Below are 26,571 nucleotides of genomic sequence, written 5' to 3' on the forward strand. Positions count from 1 at the left end.
CGGAGTCCAGGATGCATACCCGCGACGAAATCTTCAACACGCTGCGCGGCGCGCTGGTCGAACTGTTCGAGATCGAACCTGAACGCATCACGCCCGAAGCAAACCTGTACACGGACCTGGAGATCGACAGCATCGACGCCATCGACCTGATCGACCATGTGCGCCGCCAGACCGGCCGCAAGCTCGACGCCAACGACTTCCGCACCGTGCGCACGGTCGAGGACGTGGTGCAGGCCATGTGCCAGAAACAGGACCCCGCCGCATGAAACGCGGCGTGGCGGCAGCCCTGGCCGTGGCCGGCATCGCCTATCCCTTCGCCGTCCACGCGGCGCTGGGACGGGTAAGCGCCGCCTGGCTGGCGCTGCCGCTGGCCCTGCTGTGGCTGGCGCGCGGCCTGACCGCGGATGCCGCCCGGCCGGGCGCGCGCCTGCTGCCCGCTGTGGCGGTGGCCTTCTGCCTGGTCCTGGCCGTTTCGAATTCGCAAGACTGGCTGCGCTGGTATCCAGTGCTGGTCAACGGCATGATGCTGGCTATCTTCGGCGCCAGCCTGCGGCGCGGCCGCCCCGTGATCGAGCAACTGGCCCGGCTGCGCCACCCTGATCTGCCGCCCGAAGGCGTGCGCTATACCCGCAATGTCACCCGCGTGTGGTGCGCCTTTTTCGCCCTGAACGGCAGTGTGGCGGCGGCCCTTGCGGCCTGGGGACCCTGGAGCTGGTGGACCGTCTACAACGGCGCCGTGAGCTATGTGCTGATGGGCCTGCTGCTGGCGGGCGAATGGCTGCTGCGCCCCGCCGCCGCCAAGGCGGCGTAACGCATGGCCTGGACCGATCTCGCGCAGCTGCTGCTGCCCGCCCCGCCTGACTTGGCCGATGCGCTGGTCGCCGACGAGCCGCCACTGACGCGCGAGGCGTTTGCTCGCGCCAGCCTGCAGGCCGCGGGCGCCTTGCAAGCCAGGCAGCTGCAACGCGTCGCGATCTGGTTCGAGGACGCCGCCCGCATGGCCGTCGCGTTGTTCGCATGCTGGCGCGCCGGCGTGGTCGCGGTGCTGCCGGGCGACGCCCAGGCGCAGACCTGCGCCACGCTCGACGCCATGGTGGACGCCTGGCTGAGCGACACTGATCTGCCGCTGCCGGCCGAGCGGCTGTGCCGACTGGCCGAGCTGCAAGGCCACGCACCGCTCGCGCCCGCCGAACTGGACCCTGCGCTGACGCTGGTGCTGTGCACTTCGGGATCCAGCGGCACGCCCAAACATATCGCCAAGCACTGGCGGCAACTGATGGACGAAGTCCGCGCGCTGCAGCAGCAATGGCCGGATGCGCGCGGCCCCGTGCTGGGCAGCGTATCGGCGCAACACATGTACGGCCTGCCCTTCAGGGTGCTGTGGCCGCTGTGCGCCGGGCGCCAGCTGGACCGGCCGCAGCGCCTTTATCCGGAAGAACTGCAGCAGGCCAGCCTGCGCCATCCGGCCTGCACCTGGATCGCCAGCCCAGCGCTGCTGCGCCGCCTGGGACAGCGGCTGGATTGGGACCAGCTGCGCGGCCGCCTGACCCGCATCCACTCGTCCGGCGGCGAATTGCCCGCCGACGCATCCGACCATATCGCACAGCACCTGGGACTCCGCCCCAGCGAGATCTACGGCAGCTCCGAAACCGGCGCCGTCGCCTGGCGCGAAGGCGACAGTCCCTGGCAGCCGCTGCCCGGCGTGGCCGTCGACCTGAACGCCGAAGGCGCGCTGCGCGTGCAATCGCCATGGGTCAACCCGGCCGAGGCGCAGACCGCCGACGGCGCGGAGCTTGCGCATGACGGTTTCCGGCTGCTCGGCCGCCTCGACCGCATCGTGAAGATCGAGGAAAAGCGCATTTCCCTGCCCATGCTGGAACAGGCGCTGGCGCGCCATTCCTACGTCGCCGAAGCGCGCCTGGGAGGTCTGGCCGGGACCTCGCGCCTTGCCGCGCTGGTCGCCCTGTCGGCCGGCGGCCTGCATGCCTTGCGCAACCAGGGCCGCAAGGCGCTAGTGGATGCGCTGCGCGCGCATCTGGCCCCAGGCTTCGAATCGCTGGCCATTCCGCGCACCTGGCGCTTCTTCGCGCAACTGCCTGCCAACGCCCAGGGCAAGCTGCCGCGCAGCGTGTTCGAAGCGGCCGCGGGCCCCCGACCGCTTGCGCCCGAGGCGCAGGAACTGCCGCGCCTGGCGGATCACGAACGCCGCTACCGGCTGGAAATCCCCTGCGACCTGGCGCATTTCAGCGGCCACTTCCCCACTGCTCCCGTTGTGCCCGGGGTTGTCCAGATCGGCTGGGCCATGTCGCTGGCACAACGCGACCTCCATCCCGAGCTGCGTTTCGCCGGCATGGAAGCCCTGAAATTCCAGCGCCTGCTGCGTCCGGGCGATACCGCCATGCTGGCGCTCAAATGGGACGCCTCGAAGCAGAAGCTGTATTTCGCCTACACGGTCAACGGCGCGCCCTGCTCTTCCGGCCGCATTCTGCAGGCAGGCGGCCATGGCCCCGCATAAGCTCTGCGCGCTCATTCCCGTGTACAACCACGGCGCCACGGTCGCCGCGGTGCACGCGCAGCTTGTGGCGCAAGGCTTGCCCTGCGTGCTGGTGGATGACGGCTCCGAACCGTCTTGCGCCGCCGCGCTGGATGCGCTGGCCGCCCAACCGCATACGCATCTGCTGCGGCGCGCGGTCAACGGCGGCAAAGGCGCGGCGGTGCAGGACGGGCTGCGCGCGGCGGCGGCGCTGGGCTATACCCATGCCTTGCAGGTCGACGCCGACGGTCAGCACGCCCTGACGGACGCGGCGGCCTTCGCCGCGGCCTCCCGTGCTCGCCCCGAAGCCCTCGTCTGCGGCGCGCCGCTGTATGGCGACGACGTGCCACGCAGCCGTCTCTATGGCCGCTGGCTGACGCGCGTGTGGGTCTGGATCAATACGCTTTCGCTCGACATCCCCGACGCCATGTGCGGTTTCCGCGTCTACCCGCTGGCCGCGGCGCTGCCCGTGATCGACGGCGCGCGCGTGGGCCGGCGCATGGATTTCGACATCGCCGTCCTGGTGCGCCTGCACTGGCGCGGCGTCGCGATGGTCTGGCTGCCGACGCGCGTGGCCTACCCGGAAGGCGGCATTTCCCACTTCCAGGGCCTGCGCGACAACCTGCTGATCAGCCGCATGCACGCGCGCCTCTTCTTCGGCATGCTGGCGCGCTCGCCGGCGCTGCTGTGGCGCCGGCTTGCCGGAGGTCAGCGTCCATGAGCGCCACAGATCAGCATTGGGCCGATCAGCCCGAGCGCGGCAGCGCCCTGCTGATGCGCCTGACGGCCTGGGCCGCGCGCACCCTGGGCCGCCGTTTGGTCGCGCCCGTGGTCTGGCTGGTCGTGCTGTATTTCTATGTCAGCGGCGCCCGCGCCCGGCGTTCGATCGCGGCCTACCAGCGCCGTCTGGCGCAATCCGGCACGCTGGCCGAGCCGCTGCCGCGCCGCATGCCGGTCTACCGCCAGTACCTCGCGTTCGCCAACGCCATCCTGGACAAGCTGGACGTCTGGCAGGGCAAGATCACGATGGCCCATCTGGACATCTCCGACCCTGACGGCCTGCACGCGCAGATGGGCAGCAACCGCGGCCAGATCCTGGTGGGCTCGCACCTGGGCAATATCGAGGTCTGCCGCGCGCTGGCGGAGCAAAGCGGCACCTTGAAACTCAATGTGCTGGTCCACGACAAGCACGCGGTTCACTTCAGCCGGCTGCTGCACGAGGCCGGCGGCGGGCTGCGCATGATCCAGGTCAGCGAACTGGATGCTCCGGCCATGCTGGACCTGGCGCAGCGCCTGGACCGCGGCGAATGGCTCGCCATCGCCGGCGACCGCGTGCCGCTGCAGGGCGACCGTTGCACGCCGGTGGACTTTCTGGGCGCCAGCGCGCTGTTCCCGCAAGGGCCCTGGCTGCTGGCGGGCCTGTTGCGCTGCCCGGTCAACCTGCTGTTCTGCACGCGCCACGGCGCACGCTACCGCGTCGCGATGGAACGCCTGTCGGACGGCATCGAATGGACGCGCGCCACGCGCCAGGCCCGGATCGCCGAGCTGGCCCAGCGCTACGCCGACCGCCTGGCCGCACACTGCCGCCTGGCGCCGCTGCAATGGTTCAACTTCTACCCTTTCTGGAAAGACGATGCGTAAACGGGGCGCCATCGGCGCTGAAGTCGAAATCCGTGTGCCCTTCTTCGACGTGGATCCGCTAAACGTCGTCTGGCACGGACACTACGTCAAGTATCTGGAACAGGCCCGCTGCGAACTGCTGGACCTGCTGGGACACAACTACGACGCCATGCGCGCCAGCGGCTACGCCTGGCCGGTGATCGACCTGCATCTGCGCTACGCGCAGCCCGCACAATTCGGCCAGCGCCTGAAGGTGCGCGCCGAACTGGTGGAATGGGAGCACCGGCTGAAGATCAACTACCTGATCCTGGACGCCGCCAGCGGCCAGCGCCTGACGCGGGCCACGTCCGAACAGGTGGCGGTCTGCATCCAGACCCGCGAGATGCAGCTGACCTCGCCCGCCGCGCTGGTCGATGCCGTGCAACGCAAGCTGCAATCGATGGAGACGCCCGCATGACGCGCCGCCTGGTTTTCATACGCCGCCTGTGCGCCCTGCTGGCCTTGGCCCTGCTGCCGCTGGCCGCCCGCGCCTTCGACCTGGCCGACCTGCAAACGCAGCTGAACGCCACGCCGGTGGTGCGCGGCCATTTCGTGCAACAGAAGTTCCTGCGCTCGCTGCCGCAGCCGCTGACCAGCCGCGGCGATTTCACGCTGGCGGCGGGCAAGGGCCTGCTGTGGCTGCTGCGCACGCCGATCGCGCAGGACCTGCGCATCGACGCCCGCGGCATCTCCCGGCGCGACGAAGCCGGCAAATGGCAGGCTCTGCCGCAGCATTCCGGCGCCGGCCGCGAGAACCGGCTGTTCCTGTCCGTGCTGGCAGGCGACACCGCCGGGCTGCGCGAAAACTTCGACCTGGCGCTCACTGGCGACGCCGATGCCTGGCAGCTGCTGCTGACGCCGCGCTCGGTCCTGCTGCGCCAGATCTTCGACAACATCCAGATCAACGGGGGCAAGCTGGTGGACCGCATCGAACTGCGCGAGACGCAGGGCGACCGCAGCGTGCTGCAAATGACGGATGCGCAGGCCGCCCAGGCCCTGACCGCCGAGGAGCAACGTGCGTTCGCCGATTGAGCGCTGGCTGCCGCGGCTGTTCAAGCTGGGGCTGCTGCTGATTCTCTGCGCCGGCGCCTGGCAAAGCCGCCACGGCTGGCCGGTGTCGGCCAACCTGATGGAGCTGGTGCCCCAGGCCGGCGCCGACGCCACGCGCCAATTGGCCGAGGCCCGCATCCAGGAGCCCCTGTCGCGCCAGCTCATCGCGCTGGTCGCGACTCAAAGCGCAAACGCCGGCGCGGATGCCGCGGCCCCCGCGCGCCTGCTTGCGCAGCGCTGGACCGACAGCGGCCTGTTTTCTTCCGTGCAGGTGGAACTGCAAATCGACGTGCCCGCGCTGCGCGCGCAACTGCTGGCGGGCCGGCTGGCCATGCTGCCGGCGGCCGACCGGCATCAGCTCGAGACCGATCCCGCGGCCTACGCCCAGCGCCGCGCACGCGAGCTGTCCGATCCATTTTCATCTTCGGGCCTGGTGCCGGCGGACCAGGACTGGCTGGGCCTGACGCGCCGCGCCGAACAGGCGCTGCGCCCAGGCGGCGCGGTGCAGTACGACATGGGCACGGGCACCCTGCAGGCCGAACATGCCGGCAGACGCTGGATGCTGGTGCGCGCAGAAACCCGCGGCGATGCGTTCGACGCGGCCGCGCCCCAACAAATCGCCGCGCAGCTCGAACAGGACCGCGCGGCGCTCGGCGCGGCCGGCGCCGAGCTGCTGGTGGCCGGCGGCCCCCTGTACGCCGCCGCGGGCCGGGCGCAAGCGGTTGCCGAAAGCAGCTGGATCGGTACCGGCGCCACCATCGGCATCGTGCTGGTCCTGCTGCTGGCGCTGCGGCGCGTGCGCGCGCTGCTGGCTTTCGTGCCGGTCGCCGTCGGGCTGCTGACCGGCGCGGTGGCCTGCGTGGCAGTGTTCGGCTCCATCCACGTCCTGACCCTGGTGATCGGCGCGAGCCTGATCGGCGTAGCGGTGGATTTCCCCATGCATTGGCTCGGCAAGAGCTATGGCATGGCCGACTGGCAGGCCTGGCCCGCGCTGCGGCGCGTCCTGCCCGGGCTGACCATCAGCCTGGCAGCCAGCCTGGTCGGCTACGTCGCGCTGGCGTTCACCCCGTTCCCCGCGCTGACGCAGACCGCGGTGTTCTCGGCCGCCGGCCTGCTGGGCGCCTACGCCTGCACCGTGTGCCAGTTGCCGGCCTGGATGGACGGCTGGCGGCCCCGCCCCTGGCAGCCGCTGCTGCGTTTTGCCGAGGCCGCGCTGCACGCGCGTCAGCGCCTGGCCGGACGCCGCGCCGCGCTGTGGCTGGGCGCCGTGGCCCTTATCGCCGCCACTGCCGGCGGCATCAGCCGGCTGAGCATCCAGGACGATCTGCGGCAATGGCTGAGCCTGCCCGCGCCCTTGCTGCAGCAGGCCCGGCAGATCGGCGAAATCACCGGTTTCATGCCGACCAGCCAGTTCTTCCTGGTGCGCGCGCCTGACGCCGACGAGCTGCTGCGCAGGCAGGCGCGGGTGTCGCAGGCGCTGGATGCGCTGGTCGCGCGCGGCGATCTCGCCGCCTACAACGCCTTGAGCCAGCTGGTCTCGCCGGCCGCCGACCAGAAGGCGCTGGGCGCGACGCTGGCCAACCTGGCCGGGCAGCCCGACGCCTGGAAGCCGCTTACCGACATCGGCATCCCCTACGCCGCCTTGCGCCTGGAACTGCAATCCATGGCCGCGCTGCCGCCGCAGGCCATCGAAGACGCGCTGCAAGGCCCGCTGGCCGAACGCTGGCGGCCGCTGTGGCTGGGCGTGCGTGAAGGACAGGCCGCAGGCATGGTGACCTTGCTGGGCCTGCGCGACGCGTCCGCGCTCGAGGCCATCGCCCGGGTTGCCCCGGACGTCACGCTGGTGGACCGCAGCGGCGAACTGAATCGCATGTTCGCGGCCACGCGCATCGAAGCCGCCGAGCTCAAGCTGCTGTCCTATGGGGTCGCGGCGCTGTTGCTGCTGCTGACTCTGGGCCGCGCCGCCGCCTGGCGCATCCTGGCCGTGCCGCTCGCGGCCACCGCATGCAGCCTGGCCGCGCTGGGCTATCTGGGCCAGCCGCTCACCCTGTTCAGCCTGTTCGGTTTGCTGCTGGTGTCGGCCATCGGCGTGGATTACGCCATCTTCATGTACGAGCGGGTCGCGGGCGCGGCCGCCAGCCTGGTCGGCATCCTGCTGGGCGCCGCCACCACGCTGCTGTCCTTCGGCCTGCTCGCCGTCAGCCAGACGCCCGCCATCGCCAACTTCGGGCTGGCGGTCGCGCTGGGCGTGGCCTTCTCGCTGCTGTGGGCGCCATGGATCAATCCGCCGCGCGCCGCCGCGCCGCATCCTGCTTTCAATAACTAAAAGGAAATACCCGGCATGGAACATCGCGAAGTCGTAGTCATAGGAGCGGGGCCGGCAGGCGCGGTCGCCGCCGCCCTGTTGAAGCGCCAAGGACATGACGTCCTGATGCTGGAACGCCAGCAGTTTCCGCGTTTTTCCATCGGCGAAAGCCTGCTCGCCCATTGCCTGGAATTCGTGGAAGAAGCGGGCATGCTGCCGGCGGTGCAGGCCGCCGGCTTCCAGGTGAAGAACGGCGCGGCGTTTGCCTGCGGCGAGCGCTATACCCACTTCGATTTCCGCGACAAGTTCAGCCCCGGCCCCGGCACCACGTTCCAGGTGCAGCGCGCGCACTTCGACAAAGTGCTGGCGGACGATGCCGCCCGCCAGGGCGTGGAAGTGCGCTACCTGCAGGAAGTGACGGCGGCCGATTTCGACGGCGACGCCCCCTTGCTGGATGTGCGCGGCGCCGATGGCGCGTCCTACCAGGTGCAGAGCCGGTTCGTGCTCGATGCCAGCGGCTACGGCCGCGTGCTGGCGCGCCTGCTGGACCTGGAGCGCCCGTCGTCGATGCCGCCGCGCAAGGCCATCTTCACCCATATCGAGGACCGCATCGACGACCCCGGCTTCGACCGCGAGAAGATCCTGATCAGCGTGCACCCGGAAGAACGCGGCATCTGGTACTGGCTGATCCCCTTCTCCAACGGCCGCTGCTCGTTCGGCGTCGTGGGCGGCGAAAACCTCTTCGGCGGCCCCGGCCAGGACCTGATGGCCACGCTGCGCGAGATGGCCGACGCCGCGCCCAATCTCAGGCGCGTCCTGAAGAACGCCGTCTGGGACACGCCCGCCAATACCATCGGCGGCTATTCGGCCAGCGTGACGCAGCTGCACGGCCCCGGCTACGCGCTGCTGGGCAACGCGGCGGAATTCCTGGACCCCGTGTTTTCCTCGGGCGTCACCATCGCCCTGCGCTCGTCCAAGCTGGCGGCCGACGCGCTGCACCGCCAACTGACCGGTGCGCAGGTCGACTGGCAGGCCGAATTCGCCGATCCGCTGATGGTGGGCGTGGAGACCTTCCGCGCCTATGTCCAGGGCTGGTACAGCGGGGAATTCCAGGATGTGGTCTTCTACGAGAACGCGCAGCCCGAGATCCGGCGCATGATCAGCTCCATCCTGGCGGGCTACGCCTGGGACCGGAACAACCCCTTCGTCGCCAACCCGCAGCGCCGCCTGCGCATGCTGAGCGAACTTTGCCGCGGCGCCGAAGCGCAGCCGCTGCCCGCCTGATCCCGACCATGGCCGCCACCCGCTCCTCCTTCCTGTCCGCCGCGCGCACCCTGGGCGCGCTGCTGGCGCTTGCCCTGCTGGCGGGCTGCGCGGGCGCGCCGCCCTTGCCGGCGGGCAACGCGGACTTCACGCTGCCGCGGCAGCTGCATGTGGTGCAGGCCGTCGCCGGCCAGCCGCCGCTGGACGCGCTGCTGGTGGTGCAGCGCGAAGGCGCCGCCTTGCGCTGGTCCCTGTTCGATCCCATGGGCGTGCCGCAGGCGCGCCAGATGCTGGAACGCGGCCAATGGCGCAACGACGGCTTCCTGCGGCCCAATGCCGGGGCGCGCGATCTGTTCGCCGCCCTGATGTTTGCGTGGACGCCCGAAGCGGAACTGGATGCGGCCTACGGCGCGGGCAACTGGCGCGCCAGCCGCGAGGACGATGGCGCGGCGCAACGCGAGCTGCTGGACCGCGGCGGTTCGCGCTGGAGCGTGCGCTGGCCGCAGGCCGCGCAGACCGGCACGTTCATCATCACCACTGCCGACCAGGTCACCTGGCGGATCTCGCCCTTGAAGGAGCAGCCATGAACACCTGGTTGGGTACGCCCGGCGTGGTGTGCGCGCTGGGCGCCGGCATCGACGCGGTAGCCCGCGCCGCCTACGCCGGCGACACCTCGGGCATGCGCCCGCAGCCGGATTGGGTCCATGGCCGCACGCTGACGCTGGGCGGCCATGCGGACGCGCTGCCGCCCATCCCCGACACGCTGCCCGCCCATCACCACAGCCGCAACAACCAATTGCTGCTGGCCGCCGCTTTGCAGATCGAACCGCAACTGCGCGCCGCCGTGGCCCGCCATGGCGCCAGCCGCGTCGCCGTCGTGCTGGGCACCAGCACTTCCGGCGTCAACGACAATGCGCCGGCCTTCCGCCAACTGGCAGCGCAGGGCGCATGGCCGGACGGCTACGACTACCGCCGCCAGGCGCTGTCGTCCCCCGCCGCCTTTTTCGCGGACTGGCTGGGCGCCGCCGGCCCCGCCTACACGCTGTCCACGGCCTGCACCTCCAGCGCCCGCGCCCTGCTGTCGGCGCGCCGCCTGCTCGCCTCGGGCCTGTGCGACGCCGTGGTCTGCGGCGGCGCGGACACCCTGTGCCGCCTGACCATCAACGGCTTCGCCACGCTGGAAGCCATCGACGACATGCTGTGCCTGCCCTTCTCTGCCAACCGCCGCGGCATCAACATCGGCGAAGCCGGCGTGCTGTTCCTGATGGAACGCGAGCCCGCAGGGGAGCGCTCCGTGGCGCTGCTGGGCGGCGGCGCCAGCTCCGACGCCTGGCACATGTCCGCGCCCGAACCCAGCGGCGCCGGCGCGCGGGTAGCCATGCAGGCCGCGCTGCAATCCGCCGGCGTGGACGCGGCCAGCATAGGCTGGGTCAATCTGCACGGCACCGGCACCCTCCACAACGACGCCATGGAAAGCCAGGCCATGCACGCCGTCTTTCCGCAGGGCGTGCCCTGCGCCTCGACCAAGGCGCTTACCGGCCACGCGCTGGGCGCGGCAGGCGCGCTGGAAGCGGCGCTGGCCTGGGCCACGCTGTCGGCCGGCAATGCCGAAGGACGGCTGATGCCCCACGTCTGGGACGGGCAGCCCGATCCAACCCTGCCGGCGCTGGATTTCAGCACCGCGCAGCACCGCTACGCGCAAGGCCGGCCGCGCCTGGCCATGAGCAATTCCTTCGCCTTCGGCGGCAACAACGCCAGCCTGATCCTGGGAGCCCAAGCATGACGACCTGGCCGGTATCCAGCCTGCTGCCGCACGCCGGCGACATGATCCTGATCGACGAGGTCTGCAGCCACGACGCCGACAGCCTGACCGCGCGCGCCGTGGTCAGGCCCGGCCCCTACTCGCTGCCCGACGGCTCATTGCCGCCATGGCTGGGCATGGAGCTGATGGCGCAGGCCGTGGGCGCCTGGGCCGGCTGCCAGGCGCGCCAGGCAGGCGAACCCGTCAAACTGGGCTTTCTGCTCGGCACCCGGCGCTACGAAAGCCACGCCGACGCGCTGCCCGCCGGCGCCCGCCTGACCATACATGCGCGCCGCGGGCTGATCGACGCCAGCGGCATGAGCGTCTTCGAATGCGAACTGCGCGACGACGCGCGCCTGCTGGCCGAGGCCAGGCTGAACGTCTATCAGCCCAAGGACCCCGCCGCTTTTATCCAGGAAGAATCACCCGAATGAGCACCGCCCCCATACTCGTAACCGGCTCGAGCCGCGGCATCGGCCGCGCCATCGCGCTGGCCCTGGCCGACGCCGGCCACGACCTGGTGCTGCACTGCCGCCAGCGGCTCGACCAGGCGCAAGCCGTGCAGGCCGAAGTCCAGGCGCGCGGACGCCAGGCGCGCGTGCTGCAATTCGATGTGGCGGACCGCCAGCAATGCGCCGCCGCCCTGCAGGCCGACATCGACGCGCACGGCGCCTATTACGGCGTGGTCCTCAACGCCGGCCTGACCCGCGACGGCGCGTTTCCCGCTTTGACAGGCGACGATTGGGACCAGGTGCTGCGCACCAATCTCGACGGCTTCTACAACGTGCTCAGTCCGCTCGCCATGCCCATGATCCGCCGCCGCGCGCCTGGCCGCGTGGTCTGCATGGCGTCCGTGTCCGGCCTGATCGGCAACCGCGGCCAGGTGAACTACAGCGCCTCCAAGGCCGGCCTCATCGGCGCCGCGAAAGCTCTGGCCGTGGAACTGGCCAAGCGCCAGATCACCGTCAACTGCGTGGCGCCGGGCCTGATCGACACCGACATGATCGACGAGCACGTGCCGGTCGAGGAAATCCTGAAGGCCGTGCCCGCGCAACGCATGGGGCGGCCCGAGGAAGTGGCCGCCGCCGTCGTATTCCTGATGTCTCCCGGCGCCGCCTACATCACGCGCCAGGTCATCGCCGTCAACGGAGGGCTGTGCTGATGAAACGCGTCGTCATCACCGGCATGGGCGGCATCAGCGCGCTCGGCAACGACTGGTCCAGCGTGCAGCAGGCGTTCCAGGCGGGGCGCAGCGCGATCCGCGTCATGCCCGACTGGTCGCGCTACGCCGAACTGAACACCCGCCTGGCCGGCCCCATCGAAGGCTTCCAGACGCCCGCGCACTGGACCCGCAAGCAGTTGCGCAGCATGGGACGGGTTTCCCAGCTGGCGGTGCGCGCCGCGGAACTGGCGCTGGACGACGCGGCGCTGCTGGGCGACCCATGCATCGCCGACGGGCGCATGGGCGTGGCCTGCGGCTCCTCGGTGGGCAGCACGGCGGAAATCCGCGCCTTCGGCAACATGCTGCTCAACGGCGTCACGGACGACCTGAACGCCAATTCCTACGTCCGCATGATGCCCCACACCACCGCGGCCAACGTCGGCATCTTCTTCGAGCTGAAGGGCCGCATCATCCCGACCTCCAGCGCCTGCACCTCGGGCAGCCAGGGCATAGGCTACGCCTACGAAGCCATCCGCTACGGCCGCCAGGAGCTGATGCTGGCGGGCGGCGCGGAAGAGCTCTGCGCCAGCGAAGCCCTGGTGTTCGACGCGCTCTACGCGACCAGCCAGAAAAACGACACGCCCGAACTCACGCCCCGCCCCTACGACCGCGACCGCGACGGCCTGGTGATCGGCGAAGGCGGCGGCATGCTGGTGCTGGAATCGCTGGACCACGCACTGGCGCGCGGCGCGCGCATCCACGCGGAAATCGTCGGCTTCGGCAGCAATTCGGACGGCACGCACATCACCCGCCCCGAGGCCGGCACCATGCGCATCGCCATGGAAATGGCGCTGGCCGACGCGGGCCTGCCGCCGCAAGCCATCGGCTACGTCAACGGCCACGGCACCGCCACGGAACAGGGCGACATCGCCGAAACGCAGGCCACGCACGGCCTGTTCGGCAGCCGCATGCCCATCAGCTCGCAAAAGAGCTACCTGGGCCACACCCTGGGCGCCTGCGGCGTGCTGGAGTCGTGGTTCAGCATTGAAATGCTCAACCGCGACTGGTATGCGCCCACGCTCAATCTGCGCAACGTCGACCCGCGCTGCGGCGAACTCGACTACCTGACCGAGGGCCGCAACATGAGCAACGAATATGTCATGAACAACAACTTCGCCTTTGGCGGCATCAACACCTCGTTGATCTTCCGCCGCTGGCGCTGAAGTTCGCAATATCCGCGTTTTTCCCTCTCACGAATGGAATGCCTGTCATGAACGTTTCTTACAAGCTGTCCGCCGCCCTGCTTTTGTCGCTCGCATGCTCGGCGCAAGCCCTGGCTGCGGATCGTACTGTCCATCTGCCCATGCAGGCCGCAGTCGAAGCCGCCCAGGCCGCCGGCAAGATCGACGGCAGCGTCAAGTTCTACCTTGCCGGCACCGGCCCCAAGGGCACGGTGCTGGAATCCGGCGTCGTCACCAACCGCAAGACCAACGCCTTCGCCAAGAAGGACGAGGACGCCTGCCTGTGGGTGGCCCAATCCGCCATCATCGCCCTTCACGAAGCGGCCAAGAAGGCCGGTGCGAACGCGGTGACCAATATCATCAGCTACTACCGCAAGAACGAATACAGCAGCAAGACCGACTATGAATGCCATGCCGGCGCGATGGTGGCCGGCGTCGCCCTGCGTGGCGACCTGGCCAAGGTAAAGTAAGCAAGGTGAACCGGCGCCCGCGGGAACACGCCCGCCGCGGGAAATCGCCCGCCGCCGGGAATCGCCCGCCGCCGGAAATCGCCGGCCGCCGGTTTAAACTGCTTGTTTGTCGCAACACCACAAAGGTTTACCCATGAGCACTGCTACGCTCAAGACCCGCCTCTCCGATGCCGTCAAGGACGCGATGCGCGCCAAGGCCGCCGAACGCCTGACCACGCTGCGCTTCCTGCTGGCTGCCGTCAAGCAGAAGGAAGTGGACGAACGCCGCGACCTGAACGACGCCGAGATCACGGCCATCATCGAAAAGCAGGTCAAACAGCGCCGCGAGTCCATCGCCGCGTTCGAACAGGCCGGCCGCACCGAAACCGCCGAACAGGAAAAGGCCGAACTGCTGGTGCTGCAGGAATTCCTGCCGCAAGCCGCCACGCCCGAGGAAGTCTCGGCCGCCATCGACGCCGCGCTGGCGGAAGTGGCCGCGCAGGGCGTGACCGGCGCGCCCGCCATGGGCAAGGTCATGGCGCTGCTGAAGCAGGCCCTGGCCGGCCGCGCCGACATGACGGCGCTGTCACAGCAAGTGAAGGCCCGCCTGGCCTGAGTCCGCACATGCCTGGCTGCCGTTCGGCTTCCAGCCAGACACGGTAGCCAGCCGCCCCGCTCGGCTCAGAACGCGCCCCCGAACAGATCGGGCTGGCGCGACTGCTCCTGCGGGTCGGCGAAATTGCTCATCCCCACCCCCGCCAGCCGGTACAGCGTTTCCGGCGGCAAGTCCACGCGCTCGCACAGCAGCCTGGCGACGGCGGCCAGCTCCACCGCCGATCCGGGCGGGTTCAGGCTGGTCTGGCTGCGCGTCAGGATGCGGAAACGGTCCGTCTTCAACTTGAGCACCACGGTACGGCCCAGGGCGCCCTTCTTCAACGCCTGGTCCCACACCCGTTCCGCCATGCGGTCGATGGCCTCGCCCACCGCGTCCAGGCGGATATCCTGCGAGAACGTCGTCTCCGACGATACCTGCTGCAAAGGCTGATCCGTCTGCACCTCGCGCTCGTCGATGCCGCGCGCCAATTCGTACAGGCGCCGGCCATAGCGGCCGAAGTAATGCTCCAGCTCCTGGGCGCTGTGCGTGGCCAGGTCTCCCACGGTATGGATGCCCAGTTGCTCCAGGCGCGCCTGCGTCACCTTGCCCACGCCCGGCACTTTGCGCACCGGCAAGGGCTCCAGAAAGGCCAGCACCTTGGCGGGCCGGACCACGAACAGGCCGTCCGGCTTGTTCCAGTCGGACGCGATCTTGGCCAGGAATTTATTGGGCGCGACTCCCGCCGAGGCCGTCAGCCCGGTTTCCTCGCGGATCTGCTGCCGGATGACTTGCGCGACCTCGGTGGCCGAGGGCAGACCCAGCTTGTTGACGGTAACGTCGAGGTAGGCCTCGTCCAGCGACAAGGGTTCGATCATGTCGGTATGGCGGGCAAAGATCTGCCTGACCTGGCGCGAGACCTCGCGGTAGCGGTTGAAATCCGGCGGCACGTAGATCGCATGGGGACACAGGCGCTCCGCGCGGGCGGCGGACATGGCCGAATGGATGCCGAACCGCCGCGCCTCGTAGGACGCGGCGCACACCACCGAGCGCGGTCCGGTCCAGGCCACGACCACGGGCTTGCCGCGCAGTTCGGGGTTGTCGCGCTGTTCCACGGAGGCATAGAACGCGTCCATGTCCACGTGCACGATCTTCCGTAATTCAATCATGGTGGTGATGCCCCCATGAGCCGTTCATCGCCTGAAACCCCGTGGCAAAACATATATTATGACCGCCGACAACCGACTTTCCATTCCTGCCCGCAACGGTCCATGACTGCAGCCTCCACGCCTCAAACCGACTACTTCGGCCTGACCATCCCCTTCATGCATTTCATCGGCCTGGTGCCCGAGAGCATCGCGCCGGCCTATGCCCGTACCTCGCTGCCCTGGCGCGCCGACCTGACCAACAGCCGCGGCGACGTGCATGGAGGCACGCTGATGAGCGTGCTGGACTTCACGCTCAGCGCCGCCGCCCGCGGCTCGGCCGACGGCACGGAAGGCATGGCCACCATCGACATGAACACCTCGTTCCTGTCGCCCGGCACGGGCGACCTGGTGATCGAGGCGCGCTGCCTGCGCAAAGGGGCGTCGATCGCCTTCTGCGAAGGCGAGGTCCGGCGCGCCGACGGCGAGCTGGTGGCGCGCGCCACCGCCACCTTCAAGATCATCCGCCGCCGCCCGGGCGGGGACTGAGCGCGCCGGCGGCGGCAAGCCGCCAGCGCCCGCGCATCAGTTGGGCAGGTCGCGCGAAGGCTTGACCGGCGGGCGCGGATCCAGCGGCATATAGCTGCTGCAAGACACCAGGCTGTAATAGACGGCGTCCTGCATCGCGCGCATGGCGGCCGCGTCCCAGGTGCCCTTGCCCCACACCGCGATGCGCACATCGGTGGTCTTGGGGCCGGCCGCCTTCAATTCGACCCGCGTCATCTCATTGTCGCTATAGGGCGCCAGCACCTGCACCACGCCGGACTGCGCGCTTTCGTTCATGGTGTCCACCACGCGATAGGCGTTGTCGGTGCTGCGCAGGCACGCATTGGCCTGCCGGATCGCCGCGTCGTAGGCGTCCTTGAAGGCCACCGGGGCCTTGAATTCGCTGTGCGGCGACGTGCCGGGCGAAATGCCCATCGAGCAGCCCGCCAGGCCCAGGGCCAGCGCCGAAGCCGCGACCAGTTTCCAGTACATGTGTATCTCCAGATCAGTGCCCGCGATTATCCCGCATATCGGCTGCGCGCGATAAGCGCAGCCGCGTTCACATGATCCCGATGCGGTACTCCAGGTTCTTCACCAGGGTCCGCAGGCGCGGCCCCAGGGTCTCGTACACGTGCTTTTCGTCCAGGTTGTCAGCCGGGATCGTCACGTTGAAGGCCAGCGGCAAGTCATTGGAGCGATAGCGCATCGGCGTGGCGATGCCGCACAGCTCGGCCCGCCAGTCCTTGCTGACCACGCAGAAGCCGTGCTCGGCGATGGCATCGAACGCGGGTTGCAGCGATGGGCCGAAGCGTTCCCAGTCCTCCGGGAACTCCTCGGCCAGCCGGGCGCAGATGAGCTCACGCTCGTCCGGCGTCTGCGCATACAGCAGCGCGCGCCCGGTGGCGGTGCGCAGCAAGGGGCGGGCCGACCCGATGTCCGGGCGCGAGGCATTGGACGCGCCGTCGTGCACCGTTTCCACGTAGACCACCTGCAGGCGGTCGCGGATGGCCATGGACACCGGCCCCTTGGCATAGCGCGCCAGTTCGATCATGTCGTGCGCCGCCAGTTGCCGCAGCGTCAGGTGCACCAGCAAGGGATAGCCCAGCGTCAGCACCGCCGGACCCAGCGAATATTTGCCGGTGCGTTCGTCGCGCCGCAGATAGCCCAGCCCCACCAGCGTGAATGTCAGCCTGGACACCGTCGGGCGCGTCAGGCCGAGCATTTCGGCGATTTCCTTGTTGCCCAGCTGCGGCTCGGCCGCCGAAAAGCACTTGAGCACGTCGAGCCCGTTGGAAAGCGTGGAGGCAAAGCGCGGGTGCGCTTCCAGCGAGGCGCGGGATTCGAGTTCGTAGTTGAGCGGCGTTTTCGAGTGCATGGCGGCCTAGGGATTCGGAGCATTGACAGTATATCGTCTGCCGAAATACAAACATTCCGTTCACTATAAACACTTGAATTCCATTTATTGAAATTGAAAGGGTAGTTGATGACGAATTCCCGCTTTTCCCGCCAGCCGCTGGGCGCCCGCCTGTTCAGCTTTGCCGTGGTGGCCGACACCCACGTCAATGAATCCGAAGACACCTGCGCGTCGCCCTTCGCCACCAATGCCCGCGCCAATGCCCGGGCGCGGCACGTCTTCGCCGACATCGCCAGCCTGGACCCCGCGCCCGCCTTCACCATCCACCTGGGAGACATCGTCCACCCGGTGCCCAGCATGCCTTCGTTCGAGGTGGCGGCCGACCGCTTCAAGGCCATCGCCGGCCAGATCGACATGCCGCTGCACCTGGTGCCCGGCAACCACGACGTCGGCGACAAGCGCATCGACTGGATGCCGGCCGACATCGTCTGCGACGACTACCTGGACAAGTACCGCCAGGTGTTCGGGCCGGACTATTACGCGGTGGACCATGGCGGCGTGCGCTTCCTGTTCCTGAACGCACTGCTGTTCAACTCCGGACTGGCGGCGGATGACGCGCAGCGCGCCTGGATCGACGAGCAATTGGCAGGCGCCAGCGGCCGCGTCTTCGTGTCGCTGCATTACCCGCCCTATCTGCATGACGCCAACGAACGCGGGTCCTACGACAACATCGACGAGCCCGGCCGCGGCTGGCTGCTGTCGCGCCTGGCCGATCCGCGCGTCGAAGGCGTGTTCGCCGGCCACGTCCACAATTTCTGGTACGACGTCATCGGCGTCGCGGAGGTCTACATGCTGCCGTCGACCGCCTTCCTGCGGCATGACTTTTCCGAGTTCTACCGGGTGCCGCCGGCGGACGAATTCGGCCGCGGCGACGTGGAAAAATTCGGCTATTTCATCGTCGACGTGCATGAGCAGGGGCATGTCGCCAAGCTGATCCGCACGCACGGCGCCATGCGCGGCGAGGCCGAACCGGGCCGGGCGGCGGCGCGCACCCTGCCTACCGTCCATACCAAGACCGCCGCCTGCGACGGCATCGCGGTCGAGATGCGGCATCCCTGGGCCGAGATCGTCGAAATTCCCTGCACCGGCGGCGTACAGGAGTTCGGCCGCAAGCTGGCGCGCAACGACTACCCGCTGATGTCCATGTGGGAAATGGGGCTGCGCACGCTCAAGATTCCCGTGCAGGATCTGCGCGACGACAAGACCTTGCGCCGTGCGCGCCTCATGTCCGACGTCGGCCACCGCTTCGTGCTGACCTCGCTGGGGCTGCCGGACGCCAGGCTGCTGCAACAGGCGCGCGAGCATGGCGTGGCCATCGCCGCCATCGAGATCAACCTGAACGCCCAGGCGCTGGAAGAGGCGGGCGCAGCCTTGCAGCGCCTGCGCGCGCACACCGACGCCCGCCTTGTCTATTGCAAGATCCGCACGGGCGCGGACGATGCCCACTTCGACGGCAAGCACTACAGCCATTTCGTCAACACCGGCCTGCGCGCGTCCGAGCTCGAAGCGGCGCAATCCGCGCTGCTGCCGCACTTCGCGCAGAAGAACCTGGACGGTTTCACCGTACGCCTGGACTGGGGCGCCGACCTGATCGCCACGCACCAGCAACTGGCCGCGCGGGCGCGCGACTGGGGCGCGACGGTGAACGTGGGCGTCAAGCTGGCCGACCGCCTGGCGGCGGCCAACACCGACGACACCGCCATCGCCGCGCTGGTGGCCGAAGCCTTCCTGGCGGCCCGGACCACGGACGCGGTGAGCTATTCCTTCGACACCTTCATGGACGTGGATCGCGGCTACTTTCCGCGCAACGGCCTGATCGACCGCCGCTACGATCCGCGCCCCGCCGGACTGGCGCTGGCCGCGCTGAACGCGGTCTTTGCAGGCCAGGCCACAGGCGCCGGATCGGTCGAACGCATCGACTGCGAAGCCGGTCTGCGCCTGTGCCGCTACCGCTGCGGCGAGCAGACCTATGAACTGGCCTACGGCCCCGGACCGGCCCTCAAGCGTCAGATCGAGGCCGGCGCGTTCAAGCGCGTCGTCGACCTGACGGCCCAGCGCGCGCTGCAGACCGGGGACGATTGGGCCGAGTACGCGCGCCTGCATCTGCCCGGCCAGGCCGTGCTGTTGATCCAGCGCAGTTGAACCCTCATTCCCCGCACAGGAGCCACCCCATGTTTCGATACGCAATCAAACTCGCGGGACTGCTGGCCGCCGCCTGCCTTCCCATGTACGCGCAGGCGCAGCCCTATCCCGACAAGCCGGTGCGCCTGATCGTTGCCTACACGCCCGGCGGCGCCACCGACGTGATCGCCCGCATCCTCGCGGCAAAGCTCAGCACCAGTTGGGGCCAACAAGTCATCGTGGAGAACAAGTCCGGCGCCAGCGGCATGATAGGCGCCGAACAGGTCGCGCGCGCCACACCCGACGGCTACACCCTGCTGCTGGCCTACACGCCCGAGGTCTCGATCAACAAGCTGGTCTACAAGCAGATGCGCTACGACCCGTTGAAGGACCTGCAGCCCATCGCCCTGGTGGCGGATGCGCCGCTGGTGCTGGTCAGCGGTCCCAAGCTGCCCGCCACCACCTACGCCGATCTCAAGCAACAAGGCGCAAAGGCTCCGCTGGTGTACGGTTCGCCGGGCATGGGCGGCCAGCAGCATCTGGCCGGCGAACTGCTGCGGGTGCGCTCCGGCATGAACCTGACCCACGTGCCCTACCGCGGCACGGCGCTGGCCGTGGCCGATCTGGTGGGCGGCCAGATCGATATCTTCTTCGCCACGGCGCCAGCCATCATCGGCCAGATCGGCGCCGGCAAGCTGCACCCGCTGTTCATCGCCGGTCCCCAGCGTCAGGACATCCTGCCTTCGACCCCGACGGCCAAGGAGGTCGGTCTGGACGACTTCGACATTTCCAACTGGTTCGGCCTGTTCGGCCCCGCCGGCATGCCGCCGGCCCTGGTGGAACGCATTTCCAAGGACACGGCCCAGGCGCTGCAGGCCGCCGACGTGAAGGAAAAACTGCAGGGCCAGGGGCTGGCCATTTCCTACAAGCCGCCCCAGGAATTCAAAACCTTCATCGGCGCCGAAATGGCCAAGTACGGCGCCATCGTCAAGGCCACGGGGCTGGAGCCGCAATAAGGCCGGCGCAGGCCCGGCAGCGTCCGCGGGCGGTTCGACACCGCCCGCGCCGCTATGGCATTATCGGCGGACCACCCGGCGGCCGGCCTCAAGCGCCCGCCGCGGCAACTTCGGAGGTCCCCCTTGTTCTCATTCCTCAAGCGCACCGTCCTGGCCGCCAGCATCATCGGCGTCTCGCTGGGCGCCAGCGCCGCGCAACCGCCGCGCGTCTATCCCCTCAAGGATTTCTTCCGCAACCCCGAACGGGGCTTCTTCCGCCTGGCCGACGACGGCCGCACATTGGGCTTCATGCAGCCCACCAGCGTGGACGGCAATCCCGCCCGCATGAACATCTACGTGCAGCCGCTGCAAGGCAGCACGCCTGTCGGCGACCCGCGGCAACTGACCAGCGAGACCGCGCGCGACATCAGCAACTTCTTCTGGAAAGGCGCCGACGTGGTGCTCTACCAGAAGGATTTCGGCGGCGACGAGAACTTCCACGTGCTGGCCGTCAACGCCAAGACCGGCAAGATCACCGACCTGACGCCGTATGAAGGCGTGCGCGCCGGCATCGAGGACGATCTGGAAGACGATCCCGACCACGTCCTCATCAGCCACAACCAGCGCAATCCGGAAGTCTTCGACGTCTACCGCGTCAACGTCCACACGGGCGCCGCGGAGCTGGTGGCGCAGAACCCGGGCAACATCGTCGGCTGGCAGACCGACCACGCCGGCAAGGTGCGCGCCGCCGTCGCCAGCGACGGCCTGAACACCACCCTGCTCTACCGCGACGACGAATCTTCCGAATTCCGTCCGCTCATCACCACCGACTACCGCACCCGCGTCAGTCCGGCGTTCTTCACCTTCGACGACAAGAAGTTCTACGCCCTGTCCAACCGCGGGCGCGACAAGCTATCGCTGGTGGTGATCGACCCCGCCCAGCCCGAGGCCGAGGAAGAAATCTTCACGCCCGACACCGTCGACCTGGATTCCGCCGGCTACTCGCGCAAGCGCCGCGTGCTGACGGTAGCCGCCTACCAGACCGACAAGCCGCAATACAAGTTCTTCGACGCGCAGAGCGAGACGCTCTTCAAGAAACTGTCGGCCAAGCTCACTGGCTACGACTTCGCCATCCAGGGATCCAACCGCGACGAAGACAAGTTCATCGTCGCCGCCTACAACGACCGCACGCCCGGCTCGCGCTACATCTACGACGCCGCCGTCGATACGCTGACCAAGCTGGCCGACATCAATCCCGCCATTCCCGAGGCGGACATGTCGCGCGTGCAGCCCATCAGCTACCAGACCCGCGACGGCCTGACGGTCCACGGCTACCTGACGCTGCCCGCCGGCCGCGATCCCAAGAACCTGCCTTGCATCGTGAATCCTCACGGCGGCCCGTGGGCGCGCGACGGCTGGGGCTACAACCCTGAAGTCCAGTTCCTGGCCAACCGCGGCTTCTGCGTGCTGCAGATGAACTTCCGCGGGTCGACCGGCTATGGCCGCGCCTTCTGGGAAGCCAGCTTCGGCCAATGGGGCCTGAAGATGCAGGACGACATCACCGATGGCGTGCAGTGGCTCATCGGGCAAGGCATCGCCGATCCCAAGCGCATCGGCATCTACGGCGCCAGCTATGGCGGCTACGCCACGCTGGCCGGCGTGGCGTTCACGCCCGACCTGTATGCCGCCGCGGTGGACTACGTGGGGGTGTCCAACCTGTTCACGTTCATGAAGTCCATTCCGCCATACTGGAAGCCCATGCTGGACAAAATGCAGGACATGGTGGGCGACCCCGAACGCGACCGCGAACGCCTGGCCGCCACCTCGCCCGCGCTGCACGCGGACAGGATCAAGACGCCGCTGTTCGTGGCGCAGGGCGCCAAGGATCCGCGCGTGAACAAGGACGAAAGCGACCAGATGGTCAAGGCGCTGCGCGCCCGCGGCGTCGAGGTCGAGTACATGGTCAAGGACAACGAAGGCCACGGCTTCCACAACGACGAGAACAAATTCGAGTTCTACGAAGCCATGGAGAAGTTCCTGACGGAACATCTCAAGCCCTGACCTCCTCCTCCACCACCGCCGGGCCGCGCTCCTGCGCGCGGCCCGCGGGACGGCCGATCCAGGCCATCTCGACGCGGTCGCGCCCATGTTCCTTGGCGCGGTACAGCGCATCGTCGGCGCGCGCCAGGATGCCGTCCGCGCCGTCTCCCGACTGGTACGAAGCCAGGCCGCCGCTGGTGGTCATCCGTACTTCGCGCCCTTGCAGGTGGAAGGGCGTGTCGCGCAGGGCGTCGCAGACGCGCTGCGCCTGCACCAGCGCGCGGGCCGGATCGCAGTCGTACATCAGCAGCACGAATTCCTCGCCGCCCAACCGGCCGAAGCGGTCGCTGGCGCGCACCGCCCGCTGCACCACCTTCGAAAAATGGCGCAGCGCCGCGTCGCCCGCGGCATGGCCGTAACGGTCGTTGATGGACTTGAAGTGGTCGATGTCCAGCACCAACACCGCCAGCTTGCCGCCGGCGCGCTGGCAGCGCTGCAACTCGCGCTCCAGCTCGTCCAGGATGCTGCGGCGCGAATAGGCGCCTGTAAGGCCGTCGAAGGTCAGCGCAGCTTCCATCTGTTCGGACAGGCTGGTCTGGATCAGGAGCAGCAGCGCCAGGAACAGCCCGGGCACGGTCACCGTCCCGCAGACAATGAAGAACAGGCCCCAGGGACTGGGCTCGAGCAGCGACGAGGGTTCTTGTCCGCCCACGCTGTAGACCGCCAGGCGCAGGGCATGCAGCGCGGCCAGGCCGAAGCTCGCCAGCATCATGTACAGCATCACGCCGCGCGTGTGCAGCCGCTTGCGCTGGCGGAAGAACACCATGCCCGTCGCCATCATGGCCACGAAGGTGTAGGCGGAAAACAGCAGCATGCGCGCCCGCAGGTCATCCGCCACGTACAGCAGCAGCGCGAACGCAGCGATACTGAGCGCGCCCAGCGCCGCCGTGCGCCGCGCCAGCGGACGCAGGCCGAAGAACTGCCGCACGCCGACGTAGACCAGGCTGACCGCGCAGACCCAGGCGGCGTTCGAGACCATCACATAGACGGCGGACGGCAGGATGGGCGAGGCCGCATAGGCCAGCAGCGACAGCACGGCCAGCGCGTTGCCCGCCGTGAACGCGGCGACGCCGCCCACGTCGCGGGCGCGCAATGGCGCCAGCAACGGCAATGCCAGAGCCGTGGCCAGGCCCCACATCAGAAAGAAAAGAGAAGTCGTCATGGTGTTTGCCGGCTTGCGCCCCGCGGGCGTTCGCCGTCGCTCGTCATTGCTGTTGCACTGGGTTCATGCCTCATGAGGCGGCGTTACATCCCACCACCCCTGACGCTTTTTGTTACCCGTACAGCGACAGACCGGCACAACCTGGCGCCCGTCCGTCGCCGCACGCCGTTTCGCCCTGAACCTTTACCGCCCGCGCCAAGACGATTGCGCGGCAAGCGACGAAGAATACGCCACGGCCGCACTTTCGCCATGGCCCTTTGCACTAATTGACAGTTGACTGACAGTTAACACACTTATAATTCGGGCCATTGACGGTGCCATCAAGAGCGCCGCAATCACGCCCTACGGGCGTGGCGCGTACTAGCCATGCACTCCCATAGCGCGAGTGCGAAGGTCCCCGCAGCGGGCGCCGCGCAGTCCTAACCAAAAAGTGTTCCTTCCCGCCGCCGCCGGCGCCTTTGTGCTGCGCGTCGCCTCGGCTCGCGCCGAAAAAAGGCACGCCCACGGCCGGCCGGACCAGGAACGCCCCGAGTCGCAACTGCGGAAGTATTACAGATGCAAAACAGAGGATCGACACCCCTGGGTGCCGTTGGACCGAGACTGAGCCTGCTGGCGGCTTGCGCCATCCTGGCTCCAGCCATGGCGCTGGCCGGCCCCGGCAACGACTACGACGCCTTGATCGCCAGAGCGCGCGCCGGCGACTACGAGCCCGCGCTGGCGATGCTGCGCCAGCAAGGTCCGGCCGGCGGCAGCCGCGCCATCTACGACCACATCATCATCGCCGGATGGGCCGGCAAGCCCGCCGAAGCCGTCGCCGCCTACGAGCAATTGCCGCAAGGCGCGGCGCTGCCCGGCGACATCCAGCTTTCCGTCGCGCGCGCCTACCGCGACCTGCAGCGCTGGCCCGAGGCGCTGGCCGCGTACCAGGAGGGCGCGCGCCGCCATCCCGGCCAGTCCGCTTTTCGCGCCGGCGAAATCATGACCCTGGCCGATGCCGGCCGCTACCCCGAGGCGCGCGAGGCCGCGGCGCGCTGGCTCAAGCGGCATCCCCGCGATGTCGACGCCCGCCTTGCCCTGAGCTACGTCCACGCCCGCCAGGGCGAGCCTTATGAAGCGCTGCACCAGGCCGACCTGGCCCTGGCCGCCGCGCCCGGCACCCCTTACGTGTTGCGCGAGTACATCTGGGCGCTGCAGCGCGCGCGCATGGCGGACGTGGCGCTGGAGCTGGCGCGCCGTCACCAGGATCTGTTCGACGCTGGCCAGATGCGCGGCTTCGAGGCCGACGCGCTGGCCCAACAGGTGCGGCTGGCGGCCATGCCCACGCGGTCGGAAGCTGAACGTTTCGTGTTGGCCGACAAGGCTTTTGCGCGTTACGACGAACTGATCCCCGTCTGGCAGCAGCAGGAAGACGCCCGCGCCGACGCGCTGCGCGCCCGTATCGACCGCTTGCACGCCCTGCACGTCCGCGTGCGCATGGCCGATCTGGTCCGCGAATACGAAGCCCTGCTGGCCGAGGGCGTCACGGTGCCGCGTTACGCCTTGAACGACGTGGCATCGGCCTACCTGTACGTGCGCCAGCCCGAACGCGCCCGCGACATCTATCGGCAGGTCGCGGCCGACGACGCCCTGCGCGGCGACGATGCCGAGCAGCGCCTGGCGACCGAGACCGGCCTGTACTACTCGCTGGCCGAGGGCGAACAGTTCAACGAGACCAGCGCCGTCACCGAAGGCGTCGAATCGGGCTACGCCCCCTGGCTGTACTACAAGGGCCAGGCCACCCGCATGCCCAACGACCTGAACCTGGAAAGCCGCCAGACCCTGGCGTCGGCTCGCCTGCAGGCCAACGACACCGTCGCCGCCCGGCAGCGCCTCGAAGAGATGGTCGAGAACGCGCCCAACAACTCCGGACTGCGCAGCGACCTGGCCACCGTCTACCGCGCCCAATCGCTCCCCCGCGCCTCGGAGGTCGAATTGAAGATGGCCGAGACCCTGGCGCCGCGCAGCCTGGGCGTGGAGAACGGCCAGGGCTTCACCGCCCTGGACTTGCAGGAATGGCGCCAGGCCGAAGCGCTGTCGCAGGACACCATGGCCCGCTCGCCCGAAAACCTGACCAGCCGCCGCCTGGCGCGCGAATGGGAAGTGCACAACAAGGCCGAGCTGCGCATCAACGGTTACCGCGGCCTGGCATCCGACAGCCCGGTCACCGGCAGCGGCGACTTCGGCATCGACGCCGTGCTGTACTCCGCGCCGCTGGACTACAACTGGCGAGTCTTCGGCGGCGGCGGCTACGCCTCCGGCGACTTCGAGGAAGGCCGCGGCAACTACCGCTGGCTGCGCACCGGCGTGGAATGGCGCGGCCGCGACCTCACGATCGAAGGCGAAGTCTCCACCCACGACTATGGCCACGGCGTGAAGCCGGGCGCGCGCCTGTCGGCCGCCTACGACCTGGACGACCATTGGCAGGTGGGCGGCTCGGGCGAAATCATGTCGCGCGAAACGCCGCTGCGCGCGCTGACCAGCGGCATCTATTCCAACAGCCTGTCGGCCTACGTGCGCTGGCGAGCCGACGAGCGCCGCGAATGGACGCTGGCGCTGTCGCCTTCGCACTTCAGCGACGGCAACAACCGCTGGGCGCTGGGCCTGGCCGGGCGCGAGCGCGTCTACACCTCGCCGCACCTGCTGGCGGACCTGGAGTTCGAGGCGTCCACCCAGCGCAACAGCCACGACAGCAACGTGCCCTATTTCAATCCGCGGTCGGACCTGATGCTGCTGCCCGGCGTGCGCCTGACGCAGACTCTGTACCGCCGCTACGAAACCGCCTGGGAGCAGATCGGCACCCTGGGCGCAGGCGCTTACACCCAGCAAGGCTACGGCACCGGCGGCGTGATCGCGCTGGGCTACGGCCAGCGATACCGCGCCAACGACGTCCTCGACATGGGCGCCATGATCACCGGCACCAGCCGCCCGTACGACGGCGAACGCGAGCGCGAACTGCGCATCGTGTTCGACCTGACGTACCGCTTCTGAACCCGG

The 26,571-nt window shown here is 68.8% G+C and carries 25 protein-coding genes; 21 read left to right on the forward strand and 4 right to left on the reverse strand.

Annotated elements, in window-relative coordinates:
• The first annotated feature begins 11 nt into the window (after positions 1–11).
• From HV766_RS29270 to HV766_RS29345, 16 genes are all read left to right on the forward strand, one after another.
• Positions 12–266, forward strand: a complete 255-nt coding sequence (locus tag HV766_RS29270; RefSeq protein ID WP_013392999.1) for an acyl carrier protein — start codon at positions 12–14, stop codon at positions 264–266.
• Entirely contained in the window at positions 263–811 is a 549-nt protein-coding gene (locus HV766_RS29275) for a COG4648 family protein (protein ID WP_175162726.1), read from the forward strand. The genes HV766_RS29270 and HV766_RS29275 overlap by 4 nt, the downstream gene beginning before the upstream one ends.
• Before the next feature lie 3 nt (positions 812–814).
• Positions 815–2,515, forward strand: coding sequence for an ApeI family dehydratase (locus HV766_RS29280; protein ID WP_175182314.1), 1,701 nt, complete (start codon positions 815–817; stop codon positions 2,513–2,515).
• Entirely contained in the window at positions 2,502–3,254 is a 753-nt protein-coding gene (locus HV766_RS29285) for a glycosyltransferase family 2 protein (protein ID WP_119451660.1), read from the forward strand. Before HV766_RS29280 ends, HV766_RS29285 begins: the two co-directional genes overlap by 14 nt.
• The gene (locus HV766_RS29290) at positions 3,251–4,174 is read left to right on the forward strand and encodes a lysophospholipid acyltransferase family protein (protein WP_175162731.1); all 924 of its coding nucleotides are present in this window, start codon (positions 3,251–3,253) and stop codon (positions 4,172–4,174) included. The genes HV766_RS29285 and HV766_RS29290 overlap by 4 nt, the downstream gene beginning before the upstream one ends.
• Entirely contained in the window at positions 4,167–4,610 is a 444-nt protein-coding gene (locus HV766_RS29295) for an acyl-CoA thioesterase (RefSeq protein WP_054458182.1), read from the forward strand. The genes HV766_RS29290 and HV766_RS29295 overlap by 8 nt, the downstream gene beginning before the upstream one ends.
• Positions 4,607–5,224 (forward strand): outer membrane lipoprotein carrier protein LolA, encoded by a 618-nt coding sequence (locus tag HV766_RS29300; RefSeq protein WP_175182315.1) that lies wholly within the window; start codon positions 4,607–4,609, stop codon positions 5,222–5,224. The genes HV766_RS29295 and HV766_RS29300 overlap by 4 nt, the downstream gene beginning before the upstream one ends.
• Positions 5,208–7,568: an MMPL family transporter gene (locus tag HV766_RS29305; protein WP_175182316.1), complete on the forward strand. Its 2,361-nt coding sequence runs from the start codon at positions 5,208–5,210 to the stop codon at positions 7,566–7,568. The genes HV766_RS29300 and HV766_RS29305 overlap by 17 nt, the downstream gene beginning before the upstream one ends.
• A 15-nt stretch (positions 7,569–7,583) precedes the next feature.
• A complete protein-coding gene (locus HV766_RS29310; RefSeq protein WP_175162733.1) occupies positions 7,584–8,831 on the forward strand; it encodes an NAD(P)/FAD-dependent oxidoreductase in 1,248 nt (415 codons plus the stop codon).
• An 8-nt stretch (positions 8,832–8,839) separates the two neighbouring features.
• Entirely contained in the window at positions 8,840–9,397 is a 558-nt protein-coding gene (locus HV766_RS29315; RefSeq protein ID WP_054458293.1) for a DUF3261 domain-containing protein, read from the forward strand.
• Positions 9,394–10,593 carry a beta-ketoacyl-ACP synthase gene (locus tag HV766_RS29320; RefSeq protein ID WP_175182317.1) on the forward strand — a complete coding sequence of 400 codons (1,200 nt, stop codon included), beginning with the start codon at positions 9,394–9,396 and terminating at the stop codon, positions 10,591–10,593. The genes HV766_RS29315 and HV766_RS29320 overlap by 4 nt, the downstream gene beginning before the upstream one ends.
• Positions 10,590–11,045, forward strand: a complete 456-nt coding sequence (locus HV766_RS29325) for a hotdog family protein (RefSeq protein WP_054458187.1) — start codon at positions 10,590–10,592, stop codon at positions 11,043–11,045. The genes HV766_RS29320 and HV766_RS29325 overlap by 4 nt, the downstream gene beginning before the upstream one ends.
• Positions 11,042–11,773, forward strand: coding sequence for a 3-oxoacyl-ACP reductase FabG (gene fabG, locus HV766_RS29330; protein ID WP_119451654.1), 732 nt, complete (start codon positions 11,042–11,044; stop codon positions 11,771–11,773). The genes HV766_RS29325 and fabG overlap by 4 nt, the downstream gene beginning before the upstream one ends.
• Positions 11,773–12,996, forward strand: a complete 1,224-nt coding sequence (locus HV766_RS29335; protein WP_054458189.1) for a beta-ketoacyl-ACP synthase — start codon at positions 11,773–11,775, stop codon at positions 12,994–12,996. The genes fabG and HV766_RS29335 overlap by 1 nt, the downstream gene beginning before the upstream one ends.
• A 47-nt stretch (positions 12,997–13,043) precedes the next feature.
• Entirely contained in the window at positions 13,044–13,484 is a 441-nt protein-coding gene (locus HV766_RS29340) for an excinuclease (RefSeq protein WP_119451653.1), read from the forward strand.
• Positions 13,485–13,617: 133 nt separating this feature from the next.
• Entirely contained in the window at positions 13,618–14,079 is a 462-nt protein-coding gene (locus HV766_RS29345; protein ID WP_054458191.1) for a GatB/YqeY domain-containing protein, read from the forward strand.
• 65 nt (positions 14,080–14,144) lie between these two features.
• On the opposite strand, the gene dinB is transcribed toward HV766_RS29345, so the two are convergent.
• On the reverse strand, positions 14,145–15,224 hold the full coding sequence (dinB, locus tag HV766_RS29350; RefSeq protein ID WP_119451652.1) for a DNA polymerase IV: 1,080 nt from the start codon (positions 15,222–15,224) through the stop codon (positions 14,145–14,147).
• Between the two features lie 102 nt (positions 15,225–15,326).
• On the opposite strand from dinB, the gene HV766_RS29355 reads away from it, so the two are divergent.
• Positions 15,327–15,749 (forward strand): PaaI family thioesterase, encoded by a 423-nt coding sequence (locus HV766_RS29355; RefSeq protein WP_054458193.1) that lies wholly within the window; start codon positions 15,327–15,329, stop codon positions 15,747–15,749.
• A 36-nt stretch (positions 15,750–15,785) separates the two neighbouring features.
• Here HV766_RS29355 and HV766_RS29360 read toward each other — a convergent pair whose 3' ends face one another.
• Both HV766_RS29360 and HV766_RS29365 read right to left on the reverse strand, forming a co-directional pair.
• Complete coding sequence (locus tag HV766_RS29360; protein WP_054458194.1) at positions 15,786–16,238, reverse strand: BPTD_2524 family lipoprotein; 453 nt, start codon at positions 16,236–16,238, stop codon at positions 15,786–15,788.
• A gap of 67 nt (positions 16,239–16,305) precedes the next feature.
• Entirely contained in the window at positions 16,306–17,121 is an 816-nt protein-coding gene (locus HV766_RS29365; RefSeq protein ID WP_054458195.1) for an IclR family transcriptional regulator, read from the reverse strand.
• A 108-nt stretch (positions 17,122–17,229) separates the two neighbouring features.
• Between HV766_RS29365 and HV766_RS29370 the strand changes: the two genes are divergently transcribed.
• The 3 genes from HV766_RS29370 to HV766_RS29380 all read left to right on the forward strand — a co-directional run bounded on the left by HV766_RS29370 (position 17,230) and on the right by HV766_RS29380 (position 22,337).
• Entirely contained in the window at positions 17,230–19,302 is a 2,073-nt protein-coding gene (locus HV766_RS29370) for a metallophosphoesterase (RefSeq protein ID WP_175182318.1), read from the forward strand.
• Between the two features lie 29 nt (positions 19,303–19,331).
• Positions 19,332–20,297, forward strand: coding sequence for a Bug family tripartite tricarboxylate transporter substrate binding protein (locus HV766_RS29375; protein ID WP_054458197.1), 966 nt, complete (start codon positions 19,332–19,334; stop codon positions 20,295–20,297).
• A gap of 123 nt (positions 20,298–20,420) precedes the next feature.
• Positions 20,421–22,337, forward strand: a complete 1,917-nt coding sequence (locus tag HV766_RS29380) for a S9 family peptidase (RefSeq protein WP_175182319.1) — start codon at positions 20,421–20,423, stop codon at positions 22,335–22,337.
• On the opposite strand, the gene HV766_RS29385 is transcribed toward HV766_RS29380, so the two are convergent.
• A complete protein-coding gene (locus HV766_RS29385; protein ID WP_054458199.1) occupies positions 22,327–23,538 on the reverse strand; it encodes a GGDEF domain-containing protein in 1,212 nt (403 codons plus the stop codon). The genes HV766_RS29380 and HV766_RS29385 overlap by 11 nt on opposite strands.
• A 555-nt stretch (positions 23,539–24,093) precedes the next feature.
• Between HV766_RS29385 and pgaA the strand changes: the two genes are divergently transcribed.
• A complete protein-coding gene (gene pgaA, locus HV766_RS29390) occupies positions 24,094–26,565 on the forward strand; it encodes a poly-beta-1,6 N-acetyl-D-glucosamine export porin PgaA (protein ID WP_175182320.1) in 2,472 nt (823 codons plus the stop codon).
• Positions 26,566–26,571 lie beyond the last annotated feature (6 nt).

This window comes from Achromobacter aegrifaciens (genome assembly GCF_902859735.1).
GTDB lineage: Bacteria > Pseudomonadota > Gammaproteobacteria > Burkholderiales > Burkholderiaceae_B > Achromobacter > Achromobacter aegrifaciens.

Coding starts and splice junctions, on each gene's coding strand:
- HV766_RS29270 (WP_013392999.1), top strand. CDS start 12: ATGCATACCCGCGACGAAATCTTCAACACGCTGCGCGGCGCGCTGGTC.
- HV766_RS29275 (WP_175162726.1), top strand. CDS start 263: ATGAAACGCGGCGTGGCGGCAGCCCTGGCCGTGGCCGGCATCGCCTAT.
- HV766_RS29280 (WP_175182314.1), top strand. CDS start 815: ATGGCCTGGACCGATCTCGCGCAGCTGCTGCTGCCCGCCCCGCCTGAC.
- HV766_RS29285 (WP_119451660.1), top strand. CDS start 2,502: ATGGCCCCGCATAAGCTCTGCGCGCTCATTCCCGTGTACAACCACGGC.
- HV766_RS29290 (WP_175162731.1), top strand. CDS start 3,251: ATGAGCGCCACAGATCAGCATTGGGCCGATCAGCCCGAGCGCGGCAGC.
- HV766_RS29295 (WP_054458182.1), top strand. CDS start 4,167: ATGCGTAAACGGGGCGCCATCGGCGCTGAAGTCGAAATCCGTGTGCCC.
- HV766_RS29300 (WP_175182315.1), top strand. CDS start 4,607: ATGACGCGCCGCCTGGTTTTCATACGCCGCCTGTGCGCCCTGCTGGCC.
- HV766_RS29310 (WP_175162733.1), top strand. CDS start 7,584: ATGGAACATCGCGAAGTCGTAGTCATAGGAGCGGGGCCGGCAGGCGCG.
- HV766_RS29315 (WP_054458293.1), top strand. CDS start 8,840: ATGGCCGCCACCCGCTCCTCCTTCCTGTCCGCCGCGCGCACCCTGGGC.
- HV766_RS29320 (WP_175182317.1), top strand. CDS start 9,394: ATGAACACCTGGTTGGGTACGCCCGGCGTGGTGTGCGCGCTGGGCGCC.
- HV766_RS29325 (WP_054458187.1), top strand. CDS start 10,590: ATGACGACCTGGCCGGTATCCAGCCTGCTGCCGCACGCCGGCGACATG.
- fabG (WP_119451654.1), top strand. CDS start 11,042: ATGAGCACCGCCCCCATACTCGTAACCGGCTCGAGCCGCGGCATCGGC.
- HV766_RS29335 (WP_054458189.1), top strand. CDS start 11,773: ATGAAACGCGTCGTCATCACCGGCATGGGCGGCATCAGCGCGCTCGGC.
- HV766_RS29340 (WP_119451653.1), top strand. CDS start 13,044: ATGAACGTTTCTTACAAGCTGTCCGCCGCCCTGCTTTTGTCGCTCGCA.
- HV766_RS29345 (WP_054458191.1), top strand. CDS start 13,618: ATGAGCACTGCTACGCTCAAGACCCGCCTCTCCGATGCCGTCAAGGAC.
- dinB (WP_119451652.1), bottom strand. CDS start 15,224: ATGATTGAATTACGGAAGATCGTGCACGTGGACATGGACGCGTTCTAT.
- HV766_RS29355 (WP_054458193.1), top strand. CDS start 15,327: ATGACTGCAGCCTCCACGCCTCAAACCGACTACTTCGGCCTGACCATC.
- HV766_RS29360 (WP_054458194.1), bottom strand. CDS start 16,238: ATGTACTGGAAACTGGTCGCGGCTTCGGCGCTGGCCCTGGGCCTGGCG.
- HV766_RS29365 (WP_054458195.1), bottom strand. CDS start 17,121: ATGCACTCGAAAACGCCGCTCAACTACGAACTCGAATCCCGCGCCTCG.
- HV766_RS29370 (WP_175182318.1), top strand. CDS start 17,230: ATGACGAATTCCCGCTTTTCCCGCCAGCCGCTGGGCGCCCGCCTGTTC.
- HV766_RS29375 (WP_054458197.1), top strand. CDS start 19,332: ATGTTTCGATACGCAATCAAACTCGCGGGACTGCTGGCCGCCGCCTGC.
- HV766_RS29385 (WP_054458199.1), bottom strand. CDS start 23,538: ATGACGACTTCTCTTTTCTTTCTGATGTGGGGCCTGGCCACGGCTCTG.
- pgaA (WP_175182320.1), top strand. CDS start 24,094: ATGCAAAACAGAGGATCGACACCCCTGGGTGCCGTTGGACCGAGACTG.